We start from the raw sequence: 24,519 nt of genomic DNA on the forward strand, positions 1-24,519 counted from the left end.
GGCCATCCGCACGTCAAGAAAACGAAAATCAAAGGTTTAGTGCGGGCCATCCGCACGTCAAGAAAACGAAATCAAAAACTCGGCGGCGTACATGCACTTACAACAATGCATTGTACGTCGCCGATGTTTCTGAACCGGTGCGGCAAGCGGCTGTCAAAAAGATAGCCATCCCCCGGTGCAAGCACGGCGACGGCATCATCGACCGTCACCTCGATCTCTCCGGAAATAACCACACCAGCTTCTTCGCCCTCATGCACCAGCAGTTCGGGGCCTGTGTCCGCGCCGGGCGGGTAGGTTTCGTGCAGCACCTGCAAGGAGTGTTGCTCAGCGTTGCCAAGCTGGCGCAACGACACCTGACCGTCATAGGTGGGGGAGACTTTGGTAAACTCACTCTCGCGATAGAAGACCTTGGGCGATTGCGTATCTTCCAGCGTTGAAAAGAATTCAGCCATGCTGATCGGGATCGCGTCCAGCAGGCTTTTCAAAGACGCGACCGAGGGGCTCGTCTTGTTCTTCTCGATCAGGGAGATGGTGCCGTTGGTCAGCCCTGCCTTTGTCGCCAGTTCGCGCTGAGACAGGCCGCGTTCTTCTCGAATCGATCTTAGTCTTTGACCTATGTCCACGTCCGGTCCCCGGATTATTTCTGTCAGCTACCTAACCCGTATCTTGGTGCGATCACAGGCAAATTTTGGCGCATGCGATTCAACTGACGCGCGCTGAGGTAAATCTATATTGACAATTAAATTAAACGCAATAAGAGGATTTTAAACGCGGGTCGCGTTTCAACAAGAGGATTTGTATATGCCTAGTACTGTCAAAAAGCAGCCGCACAAGGCCGCTGCAAAGAAACCGGCAAAAAGCAGCGTCGTGCCCGACATGCTTGATGCAAACGTATCTGTCGAAACCAACGCTCAGTTGATCGCCCGCCGTGAACAGGCTGTTCCACGCGGCGTTGCCTCTGCGGCGCCGATCTATGCGAAATACGCGGAGAACGCGGAACTTTGGGACGTGGATGGCAACCGCTACATCGACTTTGTCGGCGGCATCGGCGTGCTGAACACCGGCCACCGTCACCCCAAGGTGATCGCGGCAGCCAAGGCGCAAGAAGACCAATATACGCACACCAGCTTTCAGGTTGTGCCCTACGCCCCCTATATCGAACTGGCGGAAAAGCTGAACGCGCTGGCCCCCGGTGATGCGCCCAAGAAAACGCTGCTGGTCACAACCGGTGCCGAGGCGGTGGAAAACGCGGTCAAGATCGCGCGGGCTGCAACCGGCCGCCCCGGTGTGATCGCCTTTACCGGCGGCTACCACGGGCGCACGCTGCTGACGCTGGGGATGACGGGTAAAATCTCTCCTTACAAAAAAGACGTTGGTCCCTTCCCGTCCGATATCTTCCGCGCGCCTTTCCCGTCACCTCGCGACGGGATCACGGTCGAGGATGCGATCACCGGCCTGAAGAACCTCTTCCTGACCGATGCCCAGCCCGAACGTGTGGCCGCCATCATCATCGAGCCCGTCTTGGGCGAGGGTGGTTATACCCCCGTGCCGTTCGAGATGATGCACCAGCTCCGCGAGATCTGTGACCAGCACGGTATCATGCTGATCGCCGACGAAGTGCAGGCGGGCTTTGGTCGGACCGGCAAATGGTTTGCCATCGAACACTCCGGCGTTACCCCCGATCTGATCACCGTGGCAAAGTCGATGGCGGGTGGCTATCCACTGGCGGGTGTCATTGGCCGCGCTGATGTGATGGACGCGATGATCCCCGGCGGGTTGGGTGGCACGTACGGCGGCAACCCCGTCGCCTGTGCCGCAGCGCTTGCCGCGATCGAGGCGATCGAGGAAGAAGGCCTGCTGCAGCGGTCGCTGGACATGGGGGAACACCTCAAGGCGCGCTTTGCCGAGATCGGCGCACGCTCTGCACCTTTCCGTATGTGGGATATCCGCGGTCTGGGTGCGATGGTCGCGGTCGAGTTTGTAACCGACTTTGACACCGCGACACCGGACGGTGATTTCACTAAACGTGTTATTGCACACGCGCTCAAGCGCGGTCTGCTGCTGCTGAGCTGTGGCATGCAGGGCAACGCCGTGCGTGTGATGGTGCCGCTGACCGCGTCGGATGCGATCATCGAAGAGGGGCTCGGGATTTTCGAAGCCTCCGTCGCTGCCGCGGTCGCCGAAGAAACAAAGTAAGCTCTGTAATCAAAATGAAAGGCGCGCCGGGAAACCTGCGCGCCTTTTGTGCTTCCGGTCTTGGGCGCGTTTAATCAAACGGTACAAAGCTGTCGGCCTGCGCCCGCGCCCAACGGGTTTTATTGCCGTTATAGTCGGGCGATTGATCATCCAGCAGATAGCCTTCGGGCAGGTAGCCATAGACCTGATCACCCTGCACCATGCTGTTATCGCTTTGCCGCATCATCATATGGCGGGGCAGGAAATCGCTGGGGTGCTCTAGGCCGGCGGCGCCTGTCATCTCGCCCAAGGCCATCAGCGTATTGCGGTGAAACCGCGCGACACGCTGGCTTTTGTCATCCACATCCAAGGCGCGCTGGCGCGTGGGGTCTTGGGTCGCGACGCCGACGGGGCAGTGATTGGTGTGGCACGCTTGCGCCTGGATACAGCCCACCGCAAACATGAACCCGCGGGCGGAGTTGCACCAATCCGCGCCCAAAGCCAGCGCACGGGCGATATCAAAGGCTGATACGACTTTGCCCGCCGCGCCCAGTTTCACCTGATCGCGAATACCGGCACCGCGCAGGGTGTTGTGCACAAAGGTCAGCCCCTCGACCATCGGCATGCCGACGTGGTTGGCGAATTCAAGCGGGGCAGCGCCCGTGCCGCCTTCGGTGCCGTCGACGACGATAAAGTCAGGCACGATCCCCGTATCCAGCATCGCCTTGACCATACACATGAATTCACGCTGGTGGCCGATGCACAGCTTGAACCCCACAGGCTTGCCGCCCGACAGATCGCGCAGCTTGCCCAGAAACTCCATCATCTGAACAGGAGAGGTGAACGCCGAATGGGCGGCGGGCGAGATGCAATCGTGCCCCATCGGGATGCCCCGTGCCGCCGCGATCTCGGCACTGATCTTCGACGCGGGCAGCATGCCACCATGACCGGGTTTGGCACCCTGGCTCAGCTTCAGCTCGATCATCTTGATCTGGTCGCTTGCGGCCTGCTCCTTGAATTTGTCGGGGTCGAACTGCCCGTCTTCTGTGCGGCAGCCAAAATAGCCCGACCCGATTTCATAGATCAGATCGCCGCCCCCCTCGCGGTGATAGCGACTGATCCCGCCTTCGCCGGTGTCATGGGCGAACTGGCCCATCTTGGCGCCCTTGTTCAGGGCGCTGATCGCATTGGCCGACAGCGACCCAAAGCTCATTGCCGAGATATTGTAGATCGACGCGTCATAGGGCTGCTTGCAGTCCTTGTTGCCAATGGTCACGCGAAAATCCGTGTCGGTGATATGGACCGGCTGGACCGAATGGGTGACCCATGAATACCCCGCATCATAGACCCGCATTCGCGTGCCAAAAGGCCGCGCGTCTTCCACGCCTTTGGCGCGTTGATAGACCAGCGACCGGTCATCACGGCTGAAGGGTTCTTCGTCCTGATCGGATTCAATCAGATACTGCCTGATTTCCGGGCGGATACCTTCAAAGAAAAACCGCATGTGCCCCAGCACCGGATAGTTGCGCAGGATCGAATGTTTGGTCTGGATCAGGTCGTACACCCCCATACCCGCGAGGATGCCGAAGATCACCGACGGGAAAGCCATCCACCACGACCACAGCGCTGTGAGCATCGCGAAGGCGCCGAAAAGGACGCCGACAGTCGCAAAAAGGCCAAAGCGGCCGAGGGATTTGAGTGCTTTCATGTGGGGCTCCTGCTGGCGCGTCTGGCTCGAAAATCGCTGCTTTTTCGGTTATATAGCACAAATAACCCGAAAGTACCGCGCGGCGAAGGCAGATGTCCGGCACATATTCCGGCCCGCAGTTTTGATTTTGTGCCGCTGCGCGCTAGTATTTTTAGGCACGGGATTGGGGGAAGTGAAATAAATATGGAAAATCAGTTTATTACATCGTTTTTCGCGTTGCGATTTACCATCCGCGTCCCCTAAATGACGGGTGCCATGTGTACCGCATAGTGAAAATAATTCATGATTTCACGCCGCGATTCGCACAGGGTCAGAGCATTATTTCGGGGAAAAATCGCAATAAATCAGCTTGTTTTGCTTCGGAATATCTGCGCTCATTTCAACCATGACGGAGAGCATGCGCATCAATGACGTGTGTTCAGACAATTAAGTTGGGAGACTTCAAATGACTATTTTCAAGTCCATCGCCATCGCCTCTGCACTGGTCGCGGGTACCGCCGCCACCGCGCAGGAGAAATTCATCACCATCGGGACCGGCGGCCAGACCGGCGTCTACTTTGTTGTGGGTCAGTCGATCTGCCGCTTGGTAAACCGTGACAGCGCCAAAACCGGCCTGAAATGTACCGCTCCGTCCACCGGTGGTTCCATCGCCAACATCAACGCCATCAAGGCGGGTGACATGGACATGGGTGTTGCCCAGTCCGACTGGCAGTTCCACGCGTACAACGGGTCTTCGCAGTTCGAAGGCGACAAGTTCGACAAAGAGCGCGCGGTCTTTTCTGTACACGCCGAACCCTTCAACGTCATCGCGCGTGCCGATTCCGGCATCGAAAGCTTTGACGACCTGAAAGGCAAACGCGTCAACGTCGGCAACCCCGGTTCCGGTCAGCGCGCCACGATGGAAGTCGTTCTGGATGCCAAAGGCTGGACCATGGATGACTTCGCGCTCGCATCCGAGCTGAAGCCAGCCGAGCAGGCCGCCGCTTTGGGCGATAACAAGGTCGACGCGATCATCTACACCGTGGGCCACCCCAACGGGTCGATCCAGGAAGCCGTGTCTACCGTCGACGCCAAGCTGGTGCCGGTTGAAGGCGAAGCGATCGACAAGCTGGTCGCCGATAACCCCTTCTACGCATACTCCACCATCCCCGGTGGCATGTACAAAGGCACCGACGCGGATGTGAAAACATTCGGCGTGAAAGCGACCTTTGTGACCTCCGCTGATGTGGACGAAGAAGTTGTGTATGAAGTTGTAAAAGCTGTGTTCGACAACTTTGACCGCTTCAAAAAGCTGCACCCCGCGTTTGAGAACCTCAAAGAAGAAGAGATGATCAAAGACGGTCTGTCCGCCCCTCTGCATGATGGTGCGGCGAAGTACTACAAAGAGCGTGGCTGGATTGAATAAGCCCGCCGATTGACTATTCGCGAACGCGAGGACAGCCTCGCGTTCGCATCCTGCGGCAACGACCGCAGTCGACCGACAATAAACGTGCACCTGTCCTGATACGGGGCCACCAAGGGGACGAAGATGTCACAGAACGATCAACACCAAGCCGCCGCTGTAGAAGCCGAAGCCGCCGGAAAAGGCGGGCTGAGCCAAAGCGAACTGGACGAACTTGTCGCGTCTTCGGACACGGGCGGCAGGTCAGCGACCGGAAGCGTTGGCGTCTTTCTGGCGTTGACCGCGCTGGCGTGGTCGCTGTTCCAGCTGTGGATTGCCTCCCCACTTCCCTTTGTTTTCGGCTGGGGTGTTTTTAACGACACCGAAGCCCGGTCAATCCATCTGGCCTTTGCTATCTTCCTTGGCATCGCCGCTTTCCCCGCCGCGCGCACCAAGGTGCAGCTGGGGCTGGGAATTATCGTGCCCGTCGTGCTGGCCTATCTGTTCATGGTCGCGGCCAAAGACGGCACGCCGACCTGGTGGATCCCGCTGGTCGCCATCGTCATTGTCGCATGTGTCGTGCTTGGATCGCCCAAAGACCGTATCCCCCTGTGGGAATGGGCCTTGGCGCTGGTTGGCGCGGCGGCTGCATTGTATCTGTTTGTGTATTATCGCGAAATCTCGGGCCGCGTCGGTGCGCCGAACATGCAAGATACGGTTGTTTTCGTGATCGGCATCATGATCCTGCTAGAGGCAACGCGCCGCGCCCTTGGGCCTGCGCTGATGATCGTTGCGTCGGTCTTCCTTGTCTATAACGTCTTGGGCCCGATGATGCCGGATATCATCGCGCATAAGGGTAACTCGCTTTCCGAGATTGTGAACCACCAGTGGATCACCACCGAAGGTGTGTTCGGCATCGCGCTTGGTGTGTCGACCTCTTTCGTATTCCTTTTCGTCCTGTTCGGCGCGCTGCTGGATAAGGCCGGTGCCGGTAACTATTTCATCCAGGTCGCCTTCAGCATGATGGGCCACATGAAAGGCGGGCCTGCGAAGGCTGCTGTTGTGTCCTCTGCCATGACGGGGCTGATCTCTGGCTCCTCGATCGCCAACGTCGTGACCACGGGGACATTTACCATTCCGCTGATGAAAAAGGTGGGGTTCAGCTCTGAAAAGGCCGGCGCGGTCGAGGTTGCGTCTTCGGTCAATGGTCAGATCATGCCGCCCGTCATGGGGGCCGCGGCCTTCCTGATGGTTGAATATGTGGGCATCCCCTATTTCGATGTGGTGAAACACGCGTTTCTGCCCGCGGTGATCTCTTACATCGCGCTGGTGTATATTGTGCACCTCGAAGCGCTGAAGGCCGGTATGGTCGGGTTGGAACGCCCCTATACGCCCAAGCCGATTGTGCAGCGCTTGCTGGTGTCCGCCTTTATCATCGCCTGTATCTGCGCGCTGAGCTTTGCTGTCTACTATGGCATGGGCTGGCTGCGTCCTGCTTTCCCCAACAGCGCGGGCTATATCATCTTTGCCTTGCTGACCGCGGTCTATGCCGGTCTGCTGTATATCGGGTCGAAGGAAGAGCCGCTGGTTCTGGACGATCCGAACGAGCCGGTGACACGTTTGCCCTTGCCCGGTCCAACGGTGCGGTCGGGCCTGCACTTTATCCTGCCGATTGTCGTTCTGGTCTGGGCCTTGATGGTGGATCGTCTGTCCCCTGGCCTGTCAGCGTTCTGGGCCACGACCTACATGATCTTTATCCTCGTGACACAGCGTCCGCTGATGGCGATTTTCCGCGGCGAAAGCCAGTTTGCCAATGATGTGGTCGCGGGGGTGCGTGACCTGATCGACGGCTTGGTCGTCGGGGCGCGCAATATGATCGGTATCGGGATCGCCACCGCGACCGCGGGTATCATCGTGGGCGTTGTCAGCCAGACCGGCGTTGGGTCGGCGCTTGCCGATGTGGTCGAGGTTCTGTCGGGCGGCAATATCCTTGCGATCCTGTTCCTGACCGCGATCCTGTCGCTGATCCTTGGGATGGGGTTGCCGACAACGGCGAACTATATCGTTGTGTCGGCCCTGCTGGCACCTGTCATTGTGACACTGGGGCAGCAGAACGGTCTGATCGTGCCGCTGATCGCCGTGCACCTGTTCGTATTCTACTTTGGCATCATGGCTGATGTGACGCCTCCGGTCGGGCTGGCGAGCTTTGCCGCCGCGGCTGTGTCCGGTGGGGATCCGATCAAGACCGGTGTCGTCGCGTTCTTCTACAGCTTGCGGACGGCGGCGCTGCCGTTCCTGTTCATCTTCAACACCGAACTTCTGCTGATTGATGTGACGATGGTGCAGGGTATATTCGTTTTCATTGTCGCGACCTTTGCGATGCTGTTGTTTGCAGCAGCGACCCAGGGCTGGTTCCTTGCGCGAAACCGCTTCTACGAGACGATTGCCCTCTTGCTGATCGCCTTTACCCTGTTCCGGCCCGGTTTCTGGATGGATATGGTCTTTCCGCCCTATACCGAAGAAGCACCGGCCGAGATTGTGCAGGCCGCGGCCGACACACCGCTTGGGGAGGATCTGCGCCTGCGCGTCGCGGGTATCAATGATCTGGGTGATCCGATCGAATTTGTCGCCCTTCTGCCCATCAAAGAAGGCACCACGGGCGAAGAACGGCTGGAGGCTGCCGGCGTGATCACCCGTGTCGAGGGCGACCAGATGTTCATCGACGACGTTTTGTACAACTCTGCCGCGCAATCGGCGGGTCTGGATTGGGACCAAGAGGTGCTGCGCGTGCTCAAACCCGTCGCAACCCCAAGTAAATACTGGATGTTTATCCCTGCGCTGTTGTTGCTGGCCCTCGTGGTCGTCATGCAACGGGGCCGCAATGCACGTGCGGCCCGCAAAGCAGCGGTGGTGTAACAGATTAGTTTGTGCATGTTACGCATAGAAGCCATGCAAATGACGGTGGGTTCGCCATCACGTCACGTGTTTAATATTCCCAACAATGGGAGTATGGACTTGTCACCTTGGGCGTATGGGCGGAGTATTTCCGGCCCCTTCCGCCCGTTTGGACGGAGTGACAAGTTATGACACCTTTTGCGATTGCAGGCGTGCAGATGTACGTCAACGCGCTGGAGTCCAACGTCGATGGCATGATCCAACGGCTGGACATCCTGATGGCGCGTTTTCCCTGGACCCAGATGGTCCTGTTTTCCGAGCTGGCCCCCTTTGGCCCGCTTGACCGGTTTGCATTGCCCCCCGAGAATGAAACGCTCGAGGTGTTTCAGGCCGCTGCACGCAAGCACCGTGTCTGGCTGATCCCCGGCTCCATGTTCCTCAAGAACCCCGAGGACGGGCGCGTGTACAACACTGCCGTTGTGATCAACCCCGAGGGCGAGATCATCCGCCGCTACGCCAAGATGTTCCCGTTCCGGCCCTATGAATCCGGCATCGCGGCGGGCACCGAATTCTGTGTGTTCGACGTGCCGGAAGTCGGGCGTTTCGGCTTGTCGATCTGCTATGACATGTGGTTCCCCGAAACCACGCGCCAGTTGACCAGCCAAGGCGTCGAGGTTCTGCTGACACCGGTTCTGACCGGCACCACCGACCGTGACGCAGAGCTGGCGATTGCCCGCGCGACCGCGGCGCAGTTCCAGTGCTATGTCTTTGCAGTCAACGGTCTGGGCGCAGGTGGCGTCGGTAAATCGCTGGTCGTCGATCCGACATCGATGGTCCTGCACCAGTCCGCCGGTCAGGAAGACATGTTCCCGATCGAAGTCGATCTGTCGATGGTGCGTCGTCAGCGCGAAACCGGCATGAAGGGTCTGGGGCAGGTCCTTAAATCCTTCCGCGACCGGTCTACCGACTTTTCGATCTATGACCGTTCCAGCGGGACAGACGCCTATCTGAACACGCTTGGCCCGCTTGAGGTGCCCCATCAGGGGACCCGCGCCGGTCTGCACGTCGATGTGCCCGCGCAGCGGGTGCCGGACGCGCCCGTGTTCAAAGGGCATGAAACAACGACACCTGCGGTTCAGCCGGGCTTTGCCCCCGAACCGCTACCAAATCCAACGGCGGGGACTGCCAATATCACGGCCCCTGCCGAAACACCTGTGGCTCCGGCTGCAGCGACACCAAATCCACCCGTAAAGCCCGGTGATCTGCCGGGCAGCGGGCCGACATCTAGCGGCTAGGCTGAGGCGTTCAGGTCCGGCGCTTTTCAAAAGTGCCGGACACCGGGATGCAGCAGTCGACCGCCCAAAGCGGAGTACGATTGATGCATTCTATGAACGATTATTCGTCGGCAATTCAGCTGAGGTCCGACCGATGGAGCGCGCTGCGTGAAGCGGCGAGCGGCCTGACCCGCGCCACCACAGCCAAGGAAATCGAAGCCCTGCGCAGCAAATGCGCCGCGCTGTTTGACTCCCTGTCGCTGATCGAACCCTATTGGGCCTTTCCGGGCATGGCGGCGTTCGAACACCTGCAACGGATGCTGAATAACAACAGCTTTGACGACATGGCCTTTGCGGTGAACCGCATCACGCGGGCGCTGACAACAGGGGCCTATCGCCGTCGCACCATCCCGCTGGAACGCGACAGCATCGATCACGACGAGCATGACGACGAGGCGATGCTGTCCCCCGAGGCGCGGGCGCTGACCAAACCGTATTTCGAGGTGCTGATCGTCGATGATGTGAACGACCAGCAAGAGCGCTGGCTGAAATCCAACGTCAGCCGGATGCGCCGCCCCGAAGACCCGTTCCACTACGAAGCCGTGGTGGTCAAATCCATCGAAGACGCGCTGATCGCGGTGCTGTTCAACCATAATATCCAGGCCATCGTGGTGCGCCCGGGCCTGACGCTCAAGTCCAAGATGGACGAGACGATACTGGTCCGCTACCTCGCCCGCGCCGGCGGGCAAGAAGAGATCGACAAGCTCCAGCCCGAGAACTACGGCCCCGAGCTTTGCCGCATGATCGCCAAGGTTCGCCCCGAGCTGGACGCCTATCTGGTGACCGAACGGTCGGTCGAGGATATCGCGGGTCTGGATCTGGGGATCTGCCGTCGGGTCTTTTATAACCAAGAAGACTTTATGGAGCTGCATCTGAACATTTTGCGCGGGGTGCAGGCGCGGAACAAATCGCCGTTCTTCACGGCGCTTGTCGAATATTCCAAACAGCCCACGGGCGTTTTCCACGCGATGCCGATCAGCCGGGGCAAGTCGATCACGCGGTCGCATTGGATTCAGGACATGGGCGCGTTCTACGGGCCGAACATCTTTTTGGCCGAAACCTCTGCCACCTCGGGCGGACTGGACAGCTTGCTTGAACCACACGGGCCGATCAAAGAGGCGCAAGAACTGGCCAGCCGCGCCTTCGGGTCCAAGCAGACGTTCTTTGCCACCAATGGCACTTCGACCTGTAACAAGATCGTGGTGCAGGCTCTGGTGCGCCCCGGTGACATCGTGCTGGTCGACCGCGATTGCCACAAATCCCACCACTACGGGATGGTGCTGGCGGGGGCGCAGGTGTGCTATCTTGATAGCTATCCGCTGAATGAATATTCGATGTACGGTGCCGTGCCCCTGCGCGAAATCAAGCATCAGCTTCTGGCGCTCAAGGCCGCGGGCAAGCTGGATCAGGTGCGCATGTTGCTGCTGACAAACTGTACCTTTGACGGGCTGGTCTATAACGTCGAACGGGTGATGGAGGAATGTCTGGCGATCAAGCCCGACCTCATTTTCCTGTGGGACGAGGCGTGGTTCGCTTTTGCCCGTTTCAACCCGACCTACCGCCAGCGTACGGGCATGAACGCAGCCAATACGCTGCGCGCGCGGTTCAAGTCGGACGACCACCGCATCGCCTATGAAAAGCAGCAGGCTGAACTGAAGGATGCCGACGACGAGACGCTGCTGAACACGCGTTTGATCCCTGCGCCGGATTCGCGGGTGCGGGTCTATACCACGCAATCGACCCATAAAACGCTGACCTCGCTCCGGCAGGGGTCGATGATTCACGTGAATGATCAGGACTTTAAGGGCGAGGTCGAACAAAGCTTCCACGAAGCCTATATGACCCATACCTCGACCTCGCCGAACTACCAGATCATCGCGTCGCTGGATGTGGGGCGACGACAGGTAGAGCTTGAAGGCTTCGAATTCGTGCAGCGCCAGATCGAGGCCGCTTTGTCCATGCGTCGTGCGATTGCCGACCACCCGCTGCTGAGCAAATACTTCAAGGTGCTGACAGCGGGCGACATGATCCCCGAGGAATACCGCGAAAGCGGGGTGACCAGCTATTACCATCAGGAACAGGGCTGGACCGATATGTGGGACTGCTGGGAGAAAGACCAGTTCGTCCTCGATGCCAGCCGCGTGACGTTACTTGTCGGTGGGACGGGCTGGGACGGTGACACGTTCAAGACCGATATCCTGATGGATAAATACGGCATCCAGATCAACAAGACCTCGCGCAACACGGTCTTGTTCATGACCAATATCGGCACCACGCGGTCCAGCGTCGCCTATCTGATCGAGGTGCTGGTCGAGATCGCGAAATCGCTGGATGACCGTCTGGATGACGCCAGCAAGATGGAGCGCCGGTCTTTCGACAACCGCGTCGCCAACCTGATGGAGAACTACCCGCCGCTGCCGGACTTCAGCCGCTTTCACGAGGCCTTCCGCAACGACGATGTCACCTCCGAAGGGGATATCCGCACGGCGTTCTTCCTCGCTTATGACGAGAAGAACACCGATTACCTGGAGCTGAACGGCACGCTGAAAGAGGCGATGGACGCCAACCAGACGGTCGTGTCCGCCAGCTTTATCATCCCCTATCCCCCCGGCTTTCCCATCCTCGTCCCCGGACAGGTGGTAAGCCAGGAAATCCTGTCGTTCATGCGGAATTTGGACGTCAGCGAAATCCACGGTTACCGCCCCGATCTGGGGCTGCGCGTCTTTACGGATGCGGCGCTGAAACGGGTGCGCAAGAAAAACCTGTCGTCTTCACCTGACTAAGATTAAGCAAAGGACCAAATATCATGACAACGACTGTTCTCAAGAATATCTCGGAAATTCGCCGGTTCTTTCACCGTAACGAAGACCCTGTTTACTTTATCTCGGCCACGAACTTTAACCTTCTTGGTCTCGATGAGTGGGTGAAAAACTTTAAGTATATCTGCTACATCGACTGCTACGGCGGCAAGCACCCCAATGTGTTCTGCCCCTCGGAACAGCCCCACGCTGAATTCCAGAGCATCGAAGACATCAACAACTATCTGTTGCAGCACAAAGAAGTCATCGATTTCGTCAAGCGGCGCGGTGGCAAGCCCAAGTTCGTCTTCTTGATGTTCGACGAGGAAACCGAACGCCTGTCGAAAGAGCTGGGCGCGGATGTCTGGTTCCCCAAGGCCAAGCTGCGCCAAAAGATGGACAACAAGATCGAAACCGTGCGGATCGGCAACAAGGCCGGTGTGCCGTCGGTGCCGAATGTGCTGGCCGAGGTCAAGGATTACGAAGACCTCAAGAAGACCTGTGAGAAGGCCGGGATCGGTCACGATCTGGTGCTGCAATCCGCCTTTGGGGACAGTGGCCACACGACGTTCTTTATCAAGTCCGAAGCAGACTTCCGCCGTCATGAATCCGAGATCGTCGGCGAGGGCGAGATCAAGATCATGAAGCGGATCGACTGCCGCGGTTCCGCGATCGAGGCTTGCGCCACCAAAGAAGGCACGATCGTTGGTCCGCTTATGACGGAACTGGTCGGTTTCAAGGATCTGACGCCCTATCGCGGGGGCTGGTGTGGCAATGAAATTCTGTCGACCGCTTTCCCGCCCAAGGTCCGCCAGAAAGCGCGCGAGCTGACCTATAAGTTCGGCGAACAGCTGCGCAAGGAAGGTTATCGCGGTTATTTCGAGCTCGACTTCCTGATCGACAAAAAGACCGGTGACATCTGGCTGGGCGAGTTGAACCCGCGCATCACGGGCGCGTCGTCGATGACGAACCACGCCGCCTTTGCCCATGCGGATGCGCCCTTGTTCCTGTTCCACCTGCTGGAATTCAGCAAGAAGAAGTTCAATCTGGATGTAGAAGAGCTGAACAACCGTTGGGCCGACCCCGAGATGATCGACGGTTGGAGCCAGATGGTGATCAAACATACCGAAGACAGCGTCGATATCTGCACCGAAGCGCCCGAAACGGGCATTTACAAGATGCTGGAAGATGGCCGCGTTGTGTTCGACCGTTTCGATTATCACCGTCGCGCCGTGGAATCCGAGAACGAAGCGTTCTTCCTGCGCATCCTGCAACCGGGTGATTACCGCTATGAAGGGGCCGATATTGGCATCCTTGTGACCCGCGGTCGGTCGATGACGAAGTCTTTCCAGTTGAATGAGCGCGCGAAAAAGTGGATCCACGGGATCAAGCAATCGGTGAACGGTCGTCCTCTGCCCGTCGCAGAGGCGGGTCCGGCGATGTCTGATCCGGCGTTCAAAATCCTCTAAGCACCGAAAGGGCAGCACATGCTGTGGCGTGCCATTTCAGAAGAATTGCCCGGTCCCAAATGGGCCGGGCTTTTCGCCGAATATTGGCCCTTCTACCGTAAATGGTGGCTGAAGGAGGGCGAGCCCGCGCGCCCGACCTATGCCGAATGTCGTCGTGCGCTCAAGACGCATATGCCCGACCTCATCCCGCTGTACGAAGATCTATGTGATCAGGCGGGCGGGGGTGATCTGGCGGCAAGGTTCCTGAGCTTTTACTGCCCGCCGCCCTATCTGTCGGGATGCAGTCAGGCGGTTTGGGGCGGCAAGGAACCTGTCATGGTGCGGAACTATGACTATAACACCAACGCGTTCGACAGTCTGGTGCTGCACACCGGCTGGAAGGGGCGTCGCGTGATGGGCACCTCTGACGGGTTGTTCGGGCTGGTGGACGGGGTGAACGACGCGGGGCTGTCGATATCGCTTACCTTTGGGGGCCGTCGTGTGGTGGGGGTGGGCTTTGGCGTGCCGCTGATCCTGCGCTATGTGCTGCAAACCTGCGAGACTGCCGAGCAAGCGGGCGAAATTCTGGCACGTGTGCCGACCCACATGAGCTATAACGTCACGGTGCTGGACCGCAAACGCAAGTATCTGACGGCGCTGATGGCACCGGACCGGCCTGCGATCATCACCAAGGCAGCGGTGGCGACCAACCATCAGGAAAACGTCGAATGGATCAGCCATGCGCGCTTTACGGCGACGGTTGAACGCGAAAGATATCTGCTGCAACGGTTGCGGTTCCACCGTGATCCGGAAGAGAAATTCATCAACACGTTCCTGAAACCGCCGCTGTATTCGCACCAGTTCAACGCAGGCTTCGGCACGCTTTATACCGCTGTCTATCGCCCCCGCAAACGCGAGATGGAGCATCGCTGGCCCGGAACCGTCTGGCATCAGAAGCTGGATGCGTTCGAGGAAGGGTCGCGCAACGTCCTGATGCCGGGGGTTGTGGCGTAACTCTATCCCTGCACATGAAAAAGGCGGGGCACATACCCCGCCTTTGTGTTTCGCTGTAGCCTAATTTAAGCGGCTTTGCGGTTGTGATCACCTTCTTCGACTTCCTCGACGATCTTGGCGATAAACGCATCCAGATCTTCGGGAGAGCGGCTGGTGATGATGCCTTGGTCCACGACGACTTCGCTGTCCTCGTAATGCGCACCGGCGTTTTTCACATCCGTAGCGATTGAGGCGTAGGAGGTTGCGGCGCGGCCTTTGATAATGCCTGCTTCGATCAGCAGCCAAGGGGCGTGGCAGATCGCGGCAACGGTCTTGCCCGCGTCAGCAAAGCTTTTGATCAGCGATACGGCGTCCTTGTTGGCGCGCAGCAGGTCGGGGTTGATCTGACCGCCGGGCAGGACAATCGCGTCGTAGTCATCAACAGTGACATCCGACAGGGCTTTGTCCGCAGCAACTGTGTTGCCCCAGTCGTCTTTGTCCCAGCCCTTGATGTCTTCGCCATCAGGGGTGGCAACATGCACGGTGGCCCCTTTGGACTTGAGGTCATTCAATGGGCGCTCCAGCTCGGATTGCTCGAAACCATTGGTGGATAGGATCAGAATTTTCGCGTCTGTGATCTGTGTCATTAGAAAGCTCCTTTCATGTTCGCTATCTTCACCGACACAACAAAGACATTGCGCGAATGTTCCAGCGCTGGAACCTGCATTGACGGGATTCCGCCGATGCCCAGAATGAACTTTTCGTGTCCAGAATTCGATACACACGGTTTGTGATCTCCTTTATACCGAGGGGATGAAAGACACCGTCGACCCTGCACCATCCGTCAATCTGGAGGAGATCATCGTCTGCCCCCAATGCGACGCCGTGTATCACCTCAAGGTGCCCAAGGTTGGCGAGAAGGCGGTGTGCGAACGGTGCCACACCGTGTTGATCGAACCGCGCAAAAAGGCGGGGCTGAAGATCATTGCCATCGCCATTGCCACCTTTGTTCTGATCCTTGGCGCGACGTTCTTTCCGTTTCTGGATATTGATGCAGCGGGCAACAAGAACTCTGTCTCTGTGATGGACGCGGCGCTGGCGTTTTCCAGCGGGCCGCTTTTGCTGCTGTCGCTGGCGACGGCTGCCTTGATCATGCTGGTGCCCTTGGCGCGGGTGATGCTGACGCTTTATGTGCTGGTGCCCATCGTGCTGGACCTGCCGCCCGCACGCCACGCAATGCAGGCGTTCCGCCTGTCGCAAGCGTTGCAACCGTGGTCGATGGCCGAGATTTTCGCGCTTGGCTGTGCCGTGGCGCTGGTGAAGATTGCCGATCTGGCAACTGTGGGGTTTGGGCCAGCTTTCTGGATGTTTTGTGGTTTGGTTGTTCTGATTGTGGCGCAGGACAAATTCATGTGTAAATGGTCGGTATGGAATTCGCTGGAAAATCCCAAAAAATCCTAAGCGCCCGTGAAATGGGGTTGGTGGCCTGCACACGGTGTACCCGTGCGTGGCCTATCGGCACGCCTGTCTGCCAACGCTGCGGCCACAAGATGCTGTCGCGTGACTTTGGCAGTATGCAGCGGGTCTGGGCGTTCTGGGTCGTGGGGCTGATGTGCTATATCCCCGCCAATATGTACCCGATGCTGAAAACGCGGACCCTGTTTCAGGTGGATGAAAGCACCATCGTCGGCGGTGCGGTCGAACTGGCGCATCACGGCTCTTACGGTATTGCCTTTATCATCCTGCTCGCGTCGGTCGCGATCCCGCTGGCCAAGTTCTGGGCAATCGCTTATCTGGCGGTCAGCGTTAAGACGCGTAATGCGGCGGCACATCGGTCGCGCCATGTGATGTATGAAATTGTCGAGTATATCGGCCGCTGGTCTATGATCGATATCTTTGTGGTTGCGATCCTTTCGTCGCTGGTGCAACTCAAAACCCTTGCGACCATTAACCCCGGCCCTGCGAGCATGTTTTTCGCCTTGTCGGTCATTTTTACCATGCTTTCTGCACAGGCCTTCGACTCCAGACTGATCTGGGACACGAATGCTTTCGATGGGGACCCCGATCAACATGTCTGACACGCCACCCGAGGTTAAGGTTAAATCCGCGCGCAAACTGTTCCTGAGCGGCGCGTCGATCGTCTGGATCATTCCGATCCTGGCGTTGGTTGCGGCTTTGGGCGTTGCGTTCAGCAGCTATAATTCCCGCGGTCCGGTGATTTTTGTCGAATTTGACAAAGGCGCCGGCATCAAGGCGGGCGAGACCGAATTGCGTTACCGTGACGTGACCGTTGGCCGGGTCGAGGAAGTCGGCTTTACCACCGGTCTGGGCAAGGTCGTCGCGTCGATCCGCGTGGACAAGAATGTGGCGCCCTTTATCGACGCAAGCGCGTCCTTCTGGATCGTCCAGCCCGAGGTTTCGGCGCAGGGGATCTCGGGGTTGGGTACGGTGCTCAGCGGCGTCTATATCGAGGGCAGCTGGAATGACGAAGTGGGCGATTTTGCCGAACGGTTCGTCGGGTCGGATTCGCCACCGCTGATCCGCGCCGGGCAATCCGGTCTGCAAATCGCCTTTCGCACCGTCGGCAACGGCACCCTGACCGATGATGCCCCGATCCTTTATCGCGGGATCGAGGTTGGCCGTCTGGGCAAGGCAGAGATCGCCCCACGCGGGAACTTTGCCATCGTAGAGGCGCTGATTTACGAAGAGCACCGCAACCTGATCAACAGCAGCACACGATTCTGGGACAGCTCTGGTTTCAGCCTCTCCCTCGGGCCAGGTGGTGCCGAGATCGACTTTCAGTCCATTGCGACGCTTATCGGGGGCGGGGTGACGTTTGATACATTCGTTTCCGGCGGCGACCGCGTGCAAGACGGCACCGTATTCGACATTTTCCCAAGCAAGGAAGACGCCCGCAGCGCGGTTTTCAACGCCTCGGAAGTCGAGCCGCTGCTGATTAACGTGATCTTTGATGAAAACGTTTCCGGTCTGGCCGTCGGCGCCCCTGTCGAGCTGAGCGGTCTGAACATCGGCGAGGTCGACTCCCTTGCCGGTATCGTGGATTACGACCAGTTTGGTGACAGCCGCGTGCGGTTGAACGTGACGCTGGCCATCCAGCCCGCGCGGCTTGGTCTGCCGGGGGATGTATCTGCCGAAAGCGCGCTGGCGTTCTTGCAGGACCGTGTTGTGAACGGTCTGCGCGCGCGGCTTGCCTCTGCCAGCCTGTTGACCGGTGGTTTGAAGGTTGAACTTGTGGTGGTCGAGGACGCGCCAAGCGGGCGTCTGGTGGCCGCGGGCGAAAACTTCCCTGTTATGCCAACGACCAAGAACGAAACATCAGATGCCGCTGCCACCGTCGAAGGTGTCTTTAGCCGCATCAACAACCTGCCCATCGAAGAGCTGTTGAACAGCGCCATCGGTCTGATGAATTCGCTACAGGCTTTTGTTGGCAGTGACGAGCTGCAACAGACCCCGCGCGATGTCCGCACGTTGATCAACGAGGTCACGGGGCTGGTATCGTCGGACTCGGTGCAGAATATCCCCGTATCGCTGAACGCCACGCTGCTGCGTGTCGAGACGCTGGTCGCGACACTCGAGGAAGAGCAGATGGCGAAACGTCTGCTGGATGCGGTCGACTCCGTCTCGGAAGCCGCCACATCCTTCAGCACCTCGACCGAGGGCGTGCCCGAACTGGTCGAAGAGATGCAGGCCGTCGCCGCCAAGGCAAGCGAGCTGGAACTGCAACAGCTGGTGGACGAGTTGACCGCGCTGACCCGCTCTGCCGATCAGGTGATTGGTACACCGGACGCCGTGGCGCTGCCCGGATCGCTGAAAAACGCCTTGGACGAGCTGAACTATACCCTGCAAGAACTGCGCGAAGGCGGCGCGGTCGAGAACGTGAACCAGACGCTGGCATCAGCGCGTAACGCGGCGGATAATATCGCGGTGTCGGCACAAGACCTGCCACAGATCGTGAACCGTCTATCGACCCTGTTCACGCAGGCAGAGCGTACAATTGAAGGGTACAACAAGGGTGATCAGATCAGCCGTACCGCACAAGAAACCATGCGTGATATCCAAAAAGCAGCCGATGCGCTTGCATCCTTGGCGCGCACCATTGAACGTAACCCCAATTCATTGTTGCTGGGACGGTAAAATATGAACGTTGTAAAAAGTATCGCAAGCCTTGGTCTGGTGGCCTTTCTTGCCGCTTGTGGATCCGCAGATCGCTATGCCGTGGACATGCCCCCGGTCACAGAGCAGGTGAGCATCCGCTTCAACTCTGTCGAAGTGCGTGACGTATCGCTGCCCAGCTATGCGGCCGCCGACGAAATCCATGTGCGCAAATCGAACGGCACGTTGGTGAGCTCTTCCGACGAACTTTGGGCGGATTCGCCCGAACGGGCCGTCGCCTTGGAATTGAGCGAGAACCTGTCGCGCCTCACCAACCGCCGGATCGCATCCGAGCCTTGGCCATTCGAAGCCTACCCCGATGCCCGGCTTGAGCTGCGGTTCAGCGAATTGCTGGCCGCTGAAACAGGCCAGTTCCGCGCCTCGGGGCAGTATTTCGTCGCCGTATCCACCGGTGGTAGCGAACGATCGGGGTTGTTTGACCTGACCGTGGCTTTCGACCCCAAGGGGGGACCGGCCGCCATTGCAGCGGCACGGGGGCAACTGATCCTTGATTTGGCCAGCTACATCGCCAAGAATGGACTAAAGTGACGTAATTCCAGCGCGATTTCCCGATAGGGGACAATTTTACACGACTTTTGATTGAATTTTTTTCATAAGGATTTAGCAAGGCCGCCATCACCCTTTGGGCGCAATCGCATAACAGGCAGACCTTCTTCATCTCATGCCCGTTGACGCTACCTGCGATACCGCGGGCATCTTGCCTGATACATTACTTTTAGCCAGTTCTGGCCATGATCAACGGACCACATGCATATGATGAACCAAAGCCAATCGAACTTTTCCGGGCCCAGGGACGAAGATGACGACACCATCGATCTTGGCGCGCTGATTGGTACGTTGTGGCGCGGCAAACTGATTATCGCTGCTGTCACACTGATTTTCATGCTGCTGGCGGGGTACTATGCCTATGGCGTGGCTGTGCCGACCTATCGGTCCACCGCGGTTGTGGTTCTGGACACCAAAGAAGACAGCATCGTGGACCTGCAGGCCGTGGTTGGCGGGTTCTCGGGCGATTCAACGGAGATCAACACGGAAATTGAAGTTTTGAAATCGCGGGGTTTAGCCGGCAAGGTCGTAGACCGGTTGAATCTGATCGACGATCCAGAATTCAATGGACGGTTGAGAGAACCGTCCATGCGCAGACGCGTGATATCTGGGATACGGTCGCTGCTAACTTCCAGTACTCCCTCCCCGGAAGTACCAGAGACTGAACTTCATAGGGCAAAGGTTCGGGACAGTGTGATTCAATCTTTGCTGAACAAGGTCTCGGTTTCTAATATCCGCCAAAGCCTTGTGTTCAACGTCACGGCTGAAACGGAATCTCCGGTGAAATCTGCCCAGATCGCGAATACGATTGTCGAACTGTACATCTTGAACCAGATCGAAGTGAAATTCGAGGCGACGGAAAAAGCGACTGAATGGCTAAGCAACCGTGTGTCCGAGCTTCAGATCGAGCTTGAGAATGCCGAGAAGAAAGTATCCGAATTTACAGCGCGCACCCAACTGGTTTCGATCGAGGGCCTGCAAGCGCTTGAGCGTCAGATCAAAGAGCTCCGTGACCGCATTGATGGTGCCGCCCTGACCCGCGAGGCGCTTCAAACACGCCTTGCTGACTTAGAGGCCGCGCAAACGCCCGATGAAAAGCTCGACGCGGCGCAAGACGCCGCACTGACGCGTATCTTTAGCAACGGGCTGTCGTCCGAAACGAACCAGACGGCATTTGACCTGCGATTTGACACGGTGATGACACGGGTTCGGGCTGATCTTGTGCGCAGCACGCAACAACTCGAAGCGCTGCGCAACTCGGAAAAAGAGCTTGGGGAGCAGCTGGCCTCGCAAGGGCAAGACCTGATCGAGTTGCAACAGCTGACCCGTGAATCCGAAGCAACGCGTCTGCTGTATGAATATTTCCTGACCCGCCTTAAAGAGACCTCTGCCCAAGAAGGCATTCAGAAGGCCGACAGCCGCATGCTGTCCAGCTCGGTCGTGCCAAATTCCCCAAGCGCGCCGAAGAAATCGCAGATCATTGCGCTGGCGATGATCCTTGGGGCGATGGTCGGCTCGGGGCTCGTACTGCTGCGCGAATTCAGAACTCGCACGTTCCGCACCGCGAACGAGCTTGAGCAACACACCGGCTATACCGTGATCGGGCAGATCCCGCTGATCCCTTCGCGTCACCGCAAGGACACGCTCAAGTATCTGTCGGACAAGCCGACGTCTGCCGCCGCCGAAGCGATCCGTAACCTGCGCACCTCGCTGATGCTGTCGAACCTCGACAAAAAGCCGCAGGTCATCGTATCGACCTCGTCCATCCCGGGGGAGGGGAAGACCACTGTCTCGCTGTCGCTGGCGAAATTCCTGTCCGGTCTGGGCAAATCCGTCCTGCTGGTCGAAGGCGATATTCGCCGCCGCACGCTGAACGAATACTTCCCCGATATGCCGCGCAACGGTATCGCGTCTGTCCTGAACGGCGATGTGAAATTCGCCGATGCCATCCATACGCCAGACGGTTTTGGCGCGGATGTTCTGGGCGGCGAAAAGACCAATGTGAACGCGGCGGATATCTTCTCCTCCGATCGGTTCAAATCCTTCATCTCCGAGATGCGCGATCAGTATGACTTCATCATCATCGACACGCCGCCTGTGTTGGTTGTGCCGGATGCACGTATCATCTCGCAGAATGCCGATGCGATCCTGTTCTCTGTAAAATGGGACAGCACGAACAAGGGTCTGGTCGAGGAATCCATGCGCTTCTTCCACAACTCGAACCAGCGGATCACCGGTCTTGTGCTGAGCCAGATCGATGAGAAGGGCATGAAACGTTATGGCTATGGCGGCGAATACGGTGCCTATGGGGCCTACGGCAAGGGCTATTACGACAGCTAAGCAAGGCTTGGGCATGCCTCAAAACTGCCCAAATCTTTCCCCTCAAGGGTCATAACAGGGCCGCTCTGCTGGGCGATATTCATTGGGAAGTTATCCCAGTGAGGACCCCCAGATGGCACGTATGAAAGAGATCGCAACAGCTGCTGGCACGCTCGCCTGCGCTTTGGGCATCGGCTACGTGATGCAAAGTTCTGACGCTGCGACAGCCCGCTATGGCTCTGACGCCGCTGTGAAAGAGCAAGAGCTACGCCGGCTAAGCAACGAGAATGCCGTGCTCGAGGTCGAAGACATCGTCCTCACCTCGGCCGAGTTCAATGCAGCCCCGCTGGAGCCCACGGTGGAGCTGCCCGATTCTGCCCCCGTCATGTTGGCCGCTGCAAGCGCGGACGAACCGATCTCTCGCCCAGTTTCCGCCCCAATTGCGACGGAACCAGCGGCCACACAGACCTGCGATATCACCGCAAACGCGCGCCCCGTCGCGGCAGCTATGGTGAACCTGACACTGGCGGCACCCTGCATGCCAAACGAACGGATCACAGTGCATCACAGCGGCATGATCTTTACCCAAACCACATCTGACACCGGCGCGCTGGACATTACCGTTCCGGCGCTTGCGCAAGATGCGACCTTCGTCATTGCTTTCGGAAACGGCGAAGGCGCGATTGCGGATGCGAAGATTGATGATCTGGCCGAATTTGACCGCGTGGTTCTGCAATGGAAGGGCGACACGGGTTTCCAGATGCACGCCCGCGAATTCGGGTCCGACTATGATGGTTCGGGCCATGTCTGGGCTGGCAAGCCGCGCAGCGTTGCCTCCGCGATCACCGGTGAAGGCGGATTTATGACCGTGAACGGCGACCTCAGCGCGGCAGAGCCACTGGTGGCCGAGGTGTACACATTCCCCGCTGCGATGGAAAACGCCGATGCCCGCGTTGCGCTGACCGTGGAAGCCGAAGTGATCCAGGCGAACTGCGGCCAAGAGATAGAGGCGCAATCGATCGAACTGCTTGGCGATGCCACGCTCAGAACGCGCGACCTAAGCGTCGCAGTGCCGGATTGTGATGCGGTCGGCAGCTTTCTTGTGTTGAATAATCTGCTCCAAGACATGAAGGTTGCGGGACACTAACGCAACGCTTGGGGTCTTATGATCACGATTATACGTGCGGCGGTTCTCGCCGCACTTTTCTTATGTTCGGCGACGCTGTCCGCATGGGCGCAGGATGTCGCGCTGTCCTCCCGCGATGGCAAGATTGAACTAAGCGGCACCTTGCTGGGCTTTGATGGCGAGTTCTACCGCGTCGAAACCGAATATGGCGAGCTGACGGTCGACAGCACCGGCGTTCAATGCGAAGGGCCGGGTTGCCCCAATCTGGACCCTTTCGTCGCCGAGCTGCAGCTTTCGGGTTCGGCCACGATGGGCGAAGTGTTGATGCCTGCCCTGATCGACGGGTTTGCGCAGCGCAACGGCTATGCCGCTGTGCGCGAGGATGAAGACGAACACCGCTTTACCTACCGGTTGATCGACGAAAAAAACGAACAAACCGTTGCACTGTTCATGTTTCGGGCAAGCAACAGTGACGAAGGCTTTGCCGATCTTCTGGCGGATGAGGCGGATATCGTGATGTCCCTGCGCGAAATGCGCCCCGAAGAGCGGGTCCGCGCGCGCGAGGCGGGGTTGGGTGATATGACGGGCCTGAACCGCAGTCGCGTGCTGTCGCTTGATGCTGTTGTGCCGGTGGTGTCGGCCTCGAACCCGGTCAAGCAGATCTCTCCGTTGATGCTGGCGCGGGCCTTTGCGGGGAAGGTGACCAACTGGCAGGCGCTTGGCGGGCCGGACGCACCCATTGATCTGCATCTGCCTGACACCAGCAGCGGGCTGGCACAAGCGATCAGTGATCAGGTGATGCGGCCCGCGACGCTCAAGTTCACCGACGATATCACCCGCCATGCCCGCCCTGCCGATCTGGCGGAAGCGGTGGCAAACGACAGTTTCGCGCTTGGCATCACCAGCTATGCCGAACAACGTGATACCGATGTGTTGACGCTCTCTGGCAGCTGTGGCTTTGCGCTGGACGCCTCGCGCCGCACCATCAAGACCGAAGATTACCCGCTGACCGCGCCGATGTTTCTGTACTTTCCGGCCCGCCGTCTGCCGCAGGTGGCGCGTGAGTTTCTGGCCTTTACCCGCAGCCCTGCGGCGCAGATCGTGATCCGGCGCGCGGGGTTTGTGGATCAGACGCCCGAGGAGATCCCCGTCGAGGATCAGGGCAACCGATTTACAAATGCGATTGCCGTTGCGGGGCCCGAAATCACGCTTGAGGAACTACAGCGGATGAATGCGGCATTGAAGCCCATGGCGCGGCTGTCGACCTCTTTCCGGTTCGAGGCGGGATCGGTGCGTCTGGATGCGCAATCGCGGTCAAACGTGCAGCAACTCGCCCGCGCGCTCGAGGTGGGGCAGTACGACGCGCGCCGTTTGTTGTTCGTGGGGTTCAGTGACGGGCAGGGCGCGTCTTTCGCCAACCGTGACATCGCGCTGCGTCGGGCAGAAGCCGTGCGGCAAGCGGTGATCACCGCGGCGGTGACCGCCAATCTGGAACGTGTGACGCTGGATCTGGACGCCTTTGGCGAGGCGATGCCAATGGCCTGTGATGATACCGCATGGGGGCGTCAGGCCAACCGGCGGGTAGAGGTCTGGGTGCGCTAA

The 24,519-nt window shown here is 58.6% G+C and carries 17 protein-coding genes; 14 read left to right on the forward strand and 3 right to left on the reverse strand.

The genetic code is table 11. The annotated features are described in order from the left end of the window. Positions 1–71 precede the first annotated feature (71 nt). Positions 72–623 carry a cupin domain-containing protein gene (locus IV89_RS02185; RefSeq protein WP_009825647.1) on the reverse strand — a complete coding sequence of 184 codons (552 nt, stop codon included), beginning with the start codon at positions 621–623 and terminating at the stop codon, positions 72–74. A 178-nt stretch (positions 624–801) separates the two neighbouring features. On the opposite strand from IV89_RS02185, the gene gabT reads away from it, so the two are divergent. Beyond that, positions 802–2,196, forward strand: a complete 1,395-nt coding sequence (gabT, locus tag IV89_RS02190; protein WP_200875465.1) for a 4-aminobutyrate--2-oxoglutarate transaminase — start codon at positions 802–804, stop codon at positions 2,194–2,196. A gap of 70 nt (positions 2,197–2,266) precedes the next feature. Here gabT and IV89_RS02195 read toward each other — a convergent pair whose 3' ends face one another. Beyond that, positions 2,267–3,883: an FMN-binding glutamate synthase family protein gene (locus IV89_RS02195; RefSeq protein ID WP_037942513.1), complete on the reverse strand. Its 1,617-nt coding sequence runs from the start codon at positions 3,881–3,883 to the stop codon at positions 2,267–2,269. A 445-nt stretch (positions 3,884–4,328) separates the two neighbouring features. On the opposite strand from IV89_RS02195, the gene IV89_RS02200 reads away from it, so the two are divergent. The 6 genes from IV89_RS02200 (at position 4,329) to IV89_RS02225 (ending at position 14,753) form a co-directional block, all read left to right on the forward strand. Further along, positions 4,329–5,288 carry a TAXI family TRAP transporter solute-binding subunit gene (locus IV89_RS02200; protein ID WP_005850616.1) on the forward strand — a complete coding sequence of 320 codons (960 nt, stop codon included), beginning with the start codon at positions 4,329–4,331 and terminating at the stop codon, positions 5,286–5,288. Between the two features lie 123 nt (positions 5,289–5,411). Then, positions 5,412–8,180, forward strand: coding sequence for a TRAP transporter permease (locus tag IV89_RS02205; protein ID WP_005850614.1), 2,769 nt, complete (start codon positions 5,412–5,414; stop codon positions 8,178–8,180). A 167-nt stretch (positions 8,181–8,347) separates the two neighbouring features. After that, positions 8,348–9,454, forward strand: a complete 1,107-nt coding sequence (locus IV89_RS02210) for a carbon-nitrogen hydrolase family protein (protein WP_009825643.1) — start codon at positions 8,348–8,350, stop codon at positions 9,452–9,454. Positions 9,455–9,537: 83 nt separating this feature from the next. Continuing rightward, the gene (locus tag IV89_RS02215) at positions 9,538–12,276 is read left to right on the forward strand and encodes an aminotransferase class I/II-fold pyridoxal phosphate-dependent enzyme (RefSeq protein ID WP_005850610.1); all 2,739 of its coding nucleotides are present in this window, start codon (positions 9,538–9,540) and stop codon (positions 12,274–12,276) included. A 23-nt stretch (positions 12,277–12,299) separates the two neighbouring features. Further along, positions 12,300–13,760, forward strand: coding sequence for a biotin carboxylase (locus tag IV89_RS02220; RefSeq protein ID WP_005850608.1), 1,461 nt, complete (start codon positions 12,300–12,302; stop codon positions 13,758–13,760). A gap of 18 nt (positions 13,761–13,778) precedes the next feature. Continuing rightward, on the forward strand, positions 13,779–14,753 hold the full coding sequence (locus tag IV89_RS02225; protein ID WP_037942517.1) for a C45 family peptidase: 975 nt from the start codon (positions 13,779–13,781) through the stop codon (positions 14,751–14,753). A gap of 65 nt (positions 14,754–14,818) precedes the next feature. Here IV89_RS02225 and IV89_RS02230 read toward each other — a convergent pair whose 3' ends face one another. Next, positions 14,819–15,379: a type 1 glutamine amidotransferase domain-containing protein gene (locus IV89_RS02230; RefSeq protein WP_037942519.1), complete on the reverse strand. Its 561-nt coding sequence runs from the start codon at positions 15,377–15,379 to the stop codon at positions 14,819–14,821. 166 nt (positions 15,380–15,545) lie between these two features. On the opposite strand from IV89_RS02230, the gene IV89_RS02235 reads away from it, so the two are divergent. The 7 genes from IV89_RS02235 (at position 15,546) to IV89_RS02265 (ending at position 24,519) form a co-directional block, all read left to right on the forward strand. After that, a complete protein-coding gene (locus IV89_RS02235; RefSeq protein ID WP_005850602.1) occupies positions 15,546–16,193 on the forward strand; it encodes a paraquat-inducible protein A in 648 nt (215 codons plus the stop codon). A gap of 11 nt (positions 16,194–16,204) precedes the next feature. Continuing rightward, positions 16,205–16,810: a paraquat-inducible protein A gene (locus tag IV89_RS02240; RefSeq protein WP_009825638.1), complete on the forward strand. Its 606-nt coding sequence runs from the start codon at positions 16,205–16,207 to the stop codon at positions 16,808–16,810. Then, positions 16,803–18,887: an MlaD family protein gene (locus IV89_RS02245; RefSeq protein WP_235183731.1), complete on the forward strand. Its 2,085-nt coding sequence runs from the start codon at positions 16,803–16,805 to the stop codon at positions 18,885–18,887. The genes IV89_RS02240 and IV89_RS02245 overlap by 8 nt, the downstream gene beginning before the upstream one ends. 3 nt (positions 18,888–18,890) lie before the next feature. Then, positions 18,891–19,454: a PqiC family protein gene (locus tag IV89_RS02250; RefSeq protein ID WP_005850596.1), complete on the forward strand. Its 564-nt coding sequence runs from the start codon at positions 18,891–18,893 to the stop codon at positions 19,452–19,454. 225 nt (positions 19,455–19,679) lie between these two features. Beyond that, positions 19,680–21,812: a polysaccharide biosynthesis tyrosine autokinase gene (locus tag IV89_RS02255; RefSeq protein WP_181358623.1), complete on the forward strand. Its 2,133-nt coding sequence runs from the start codon at positions 19,680–19,682 to the stop codon at positions 21,810–21,812. Positions 21,813–21,924: 112 nt separating this feature from the next. Further along, positions 21,925–22,938 (forward strand): hypothetical protein, encoded by a 1,014-nt coding sequence (locus IV89_RS02260; protein ID WP_009825634.1) that lies wholly within the window; start codon positions 21,925–21,927, stop codon positions 22,936–22,938. Positions 22,939–22,956: 18 nt separating this feature from the next. Beyond that, positions 22,957–24,519: a phosphate ABC transporter substrate-binding/OmpA family protein gene (locus tag IV89_RS02265; protein WP_037942523.1), complete on the forward strand. Its 1,563-nt coding sequence runs from the start codon at positions 22,957–22,959 to the stop codon at positions 24,517–24,519.

It is taken from the genome of Sulfitobacter sp. CB2047, assembly GCF_000735125.2.
GTDB classification, from domain to species: Bacteria; Pseudomonadota; Alphaproteobacteria; order Rhodobacterales; family Rhodobacteraceae; genus Sulfitobacter; species Sulfitobacter pontiacus.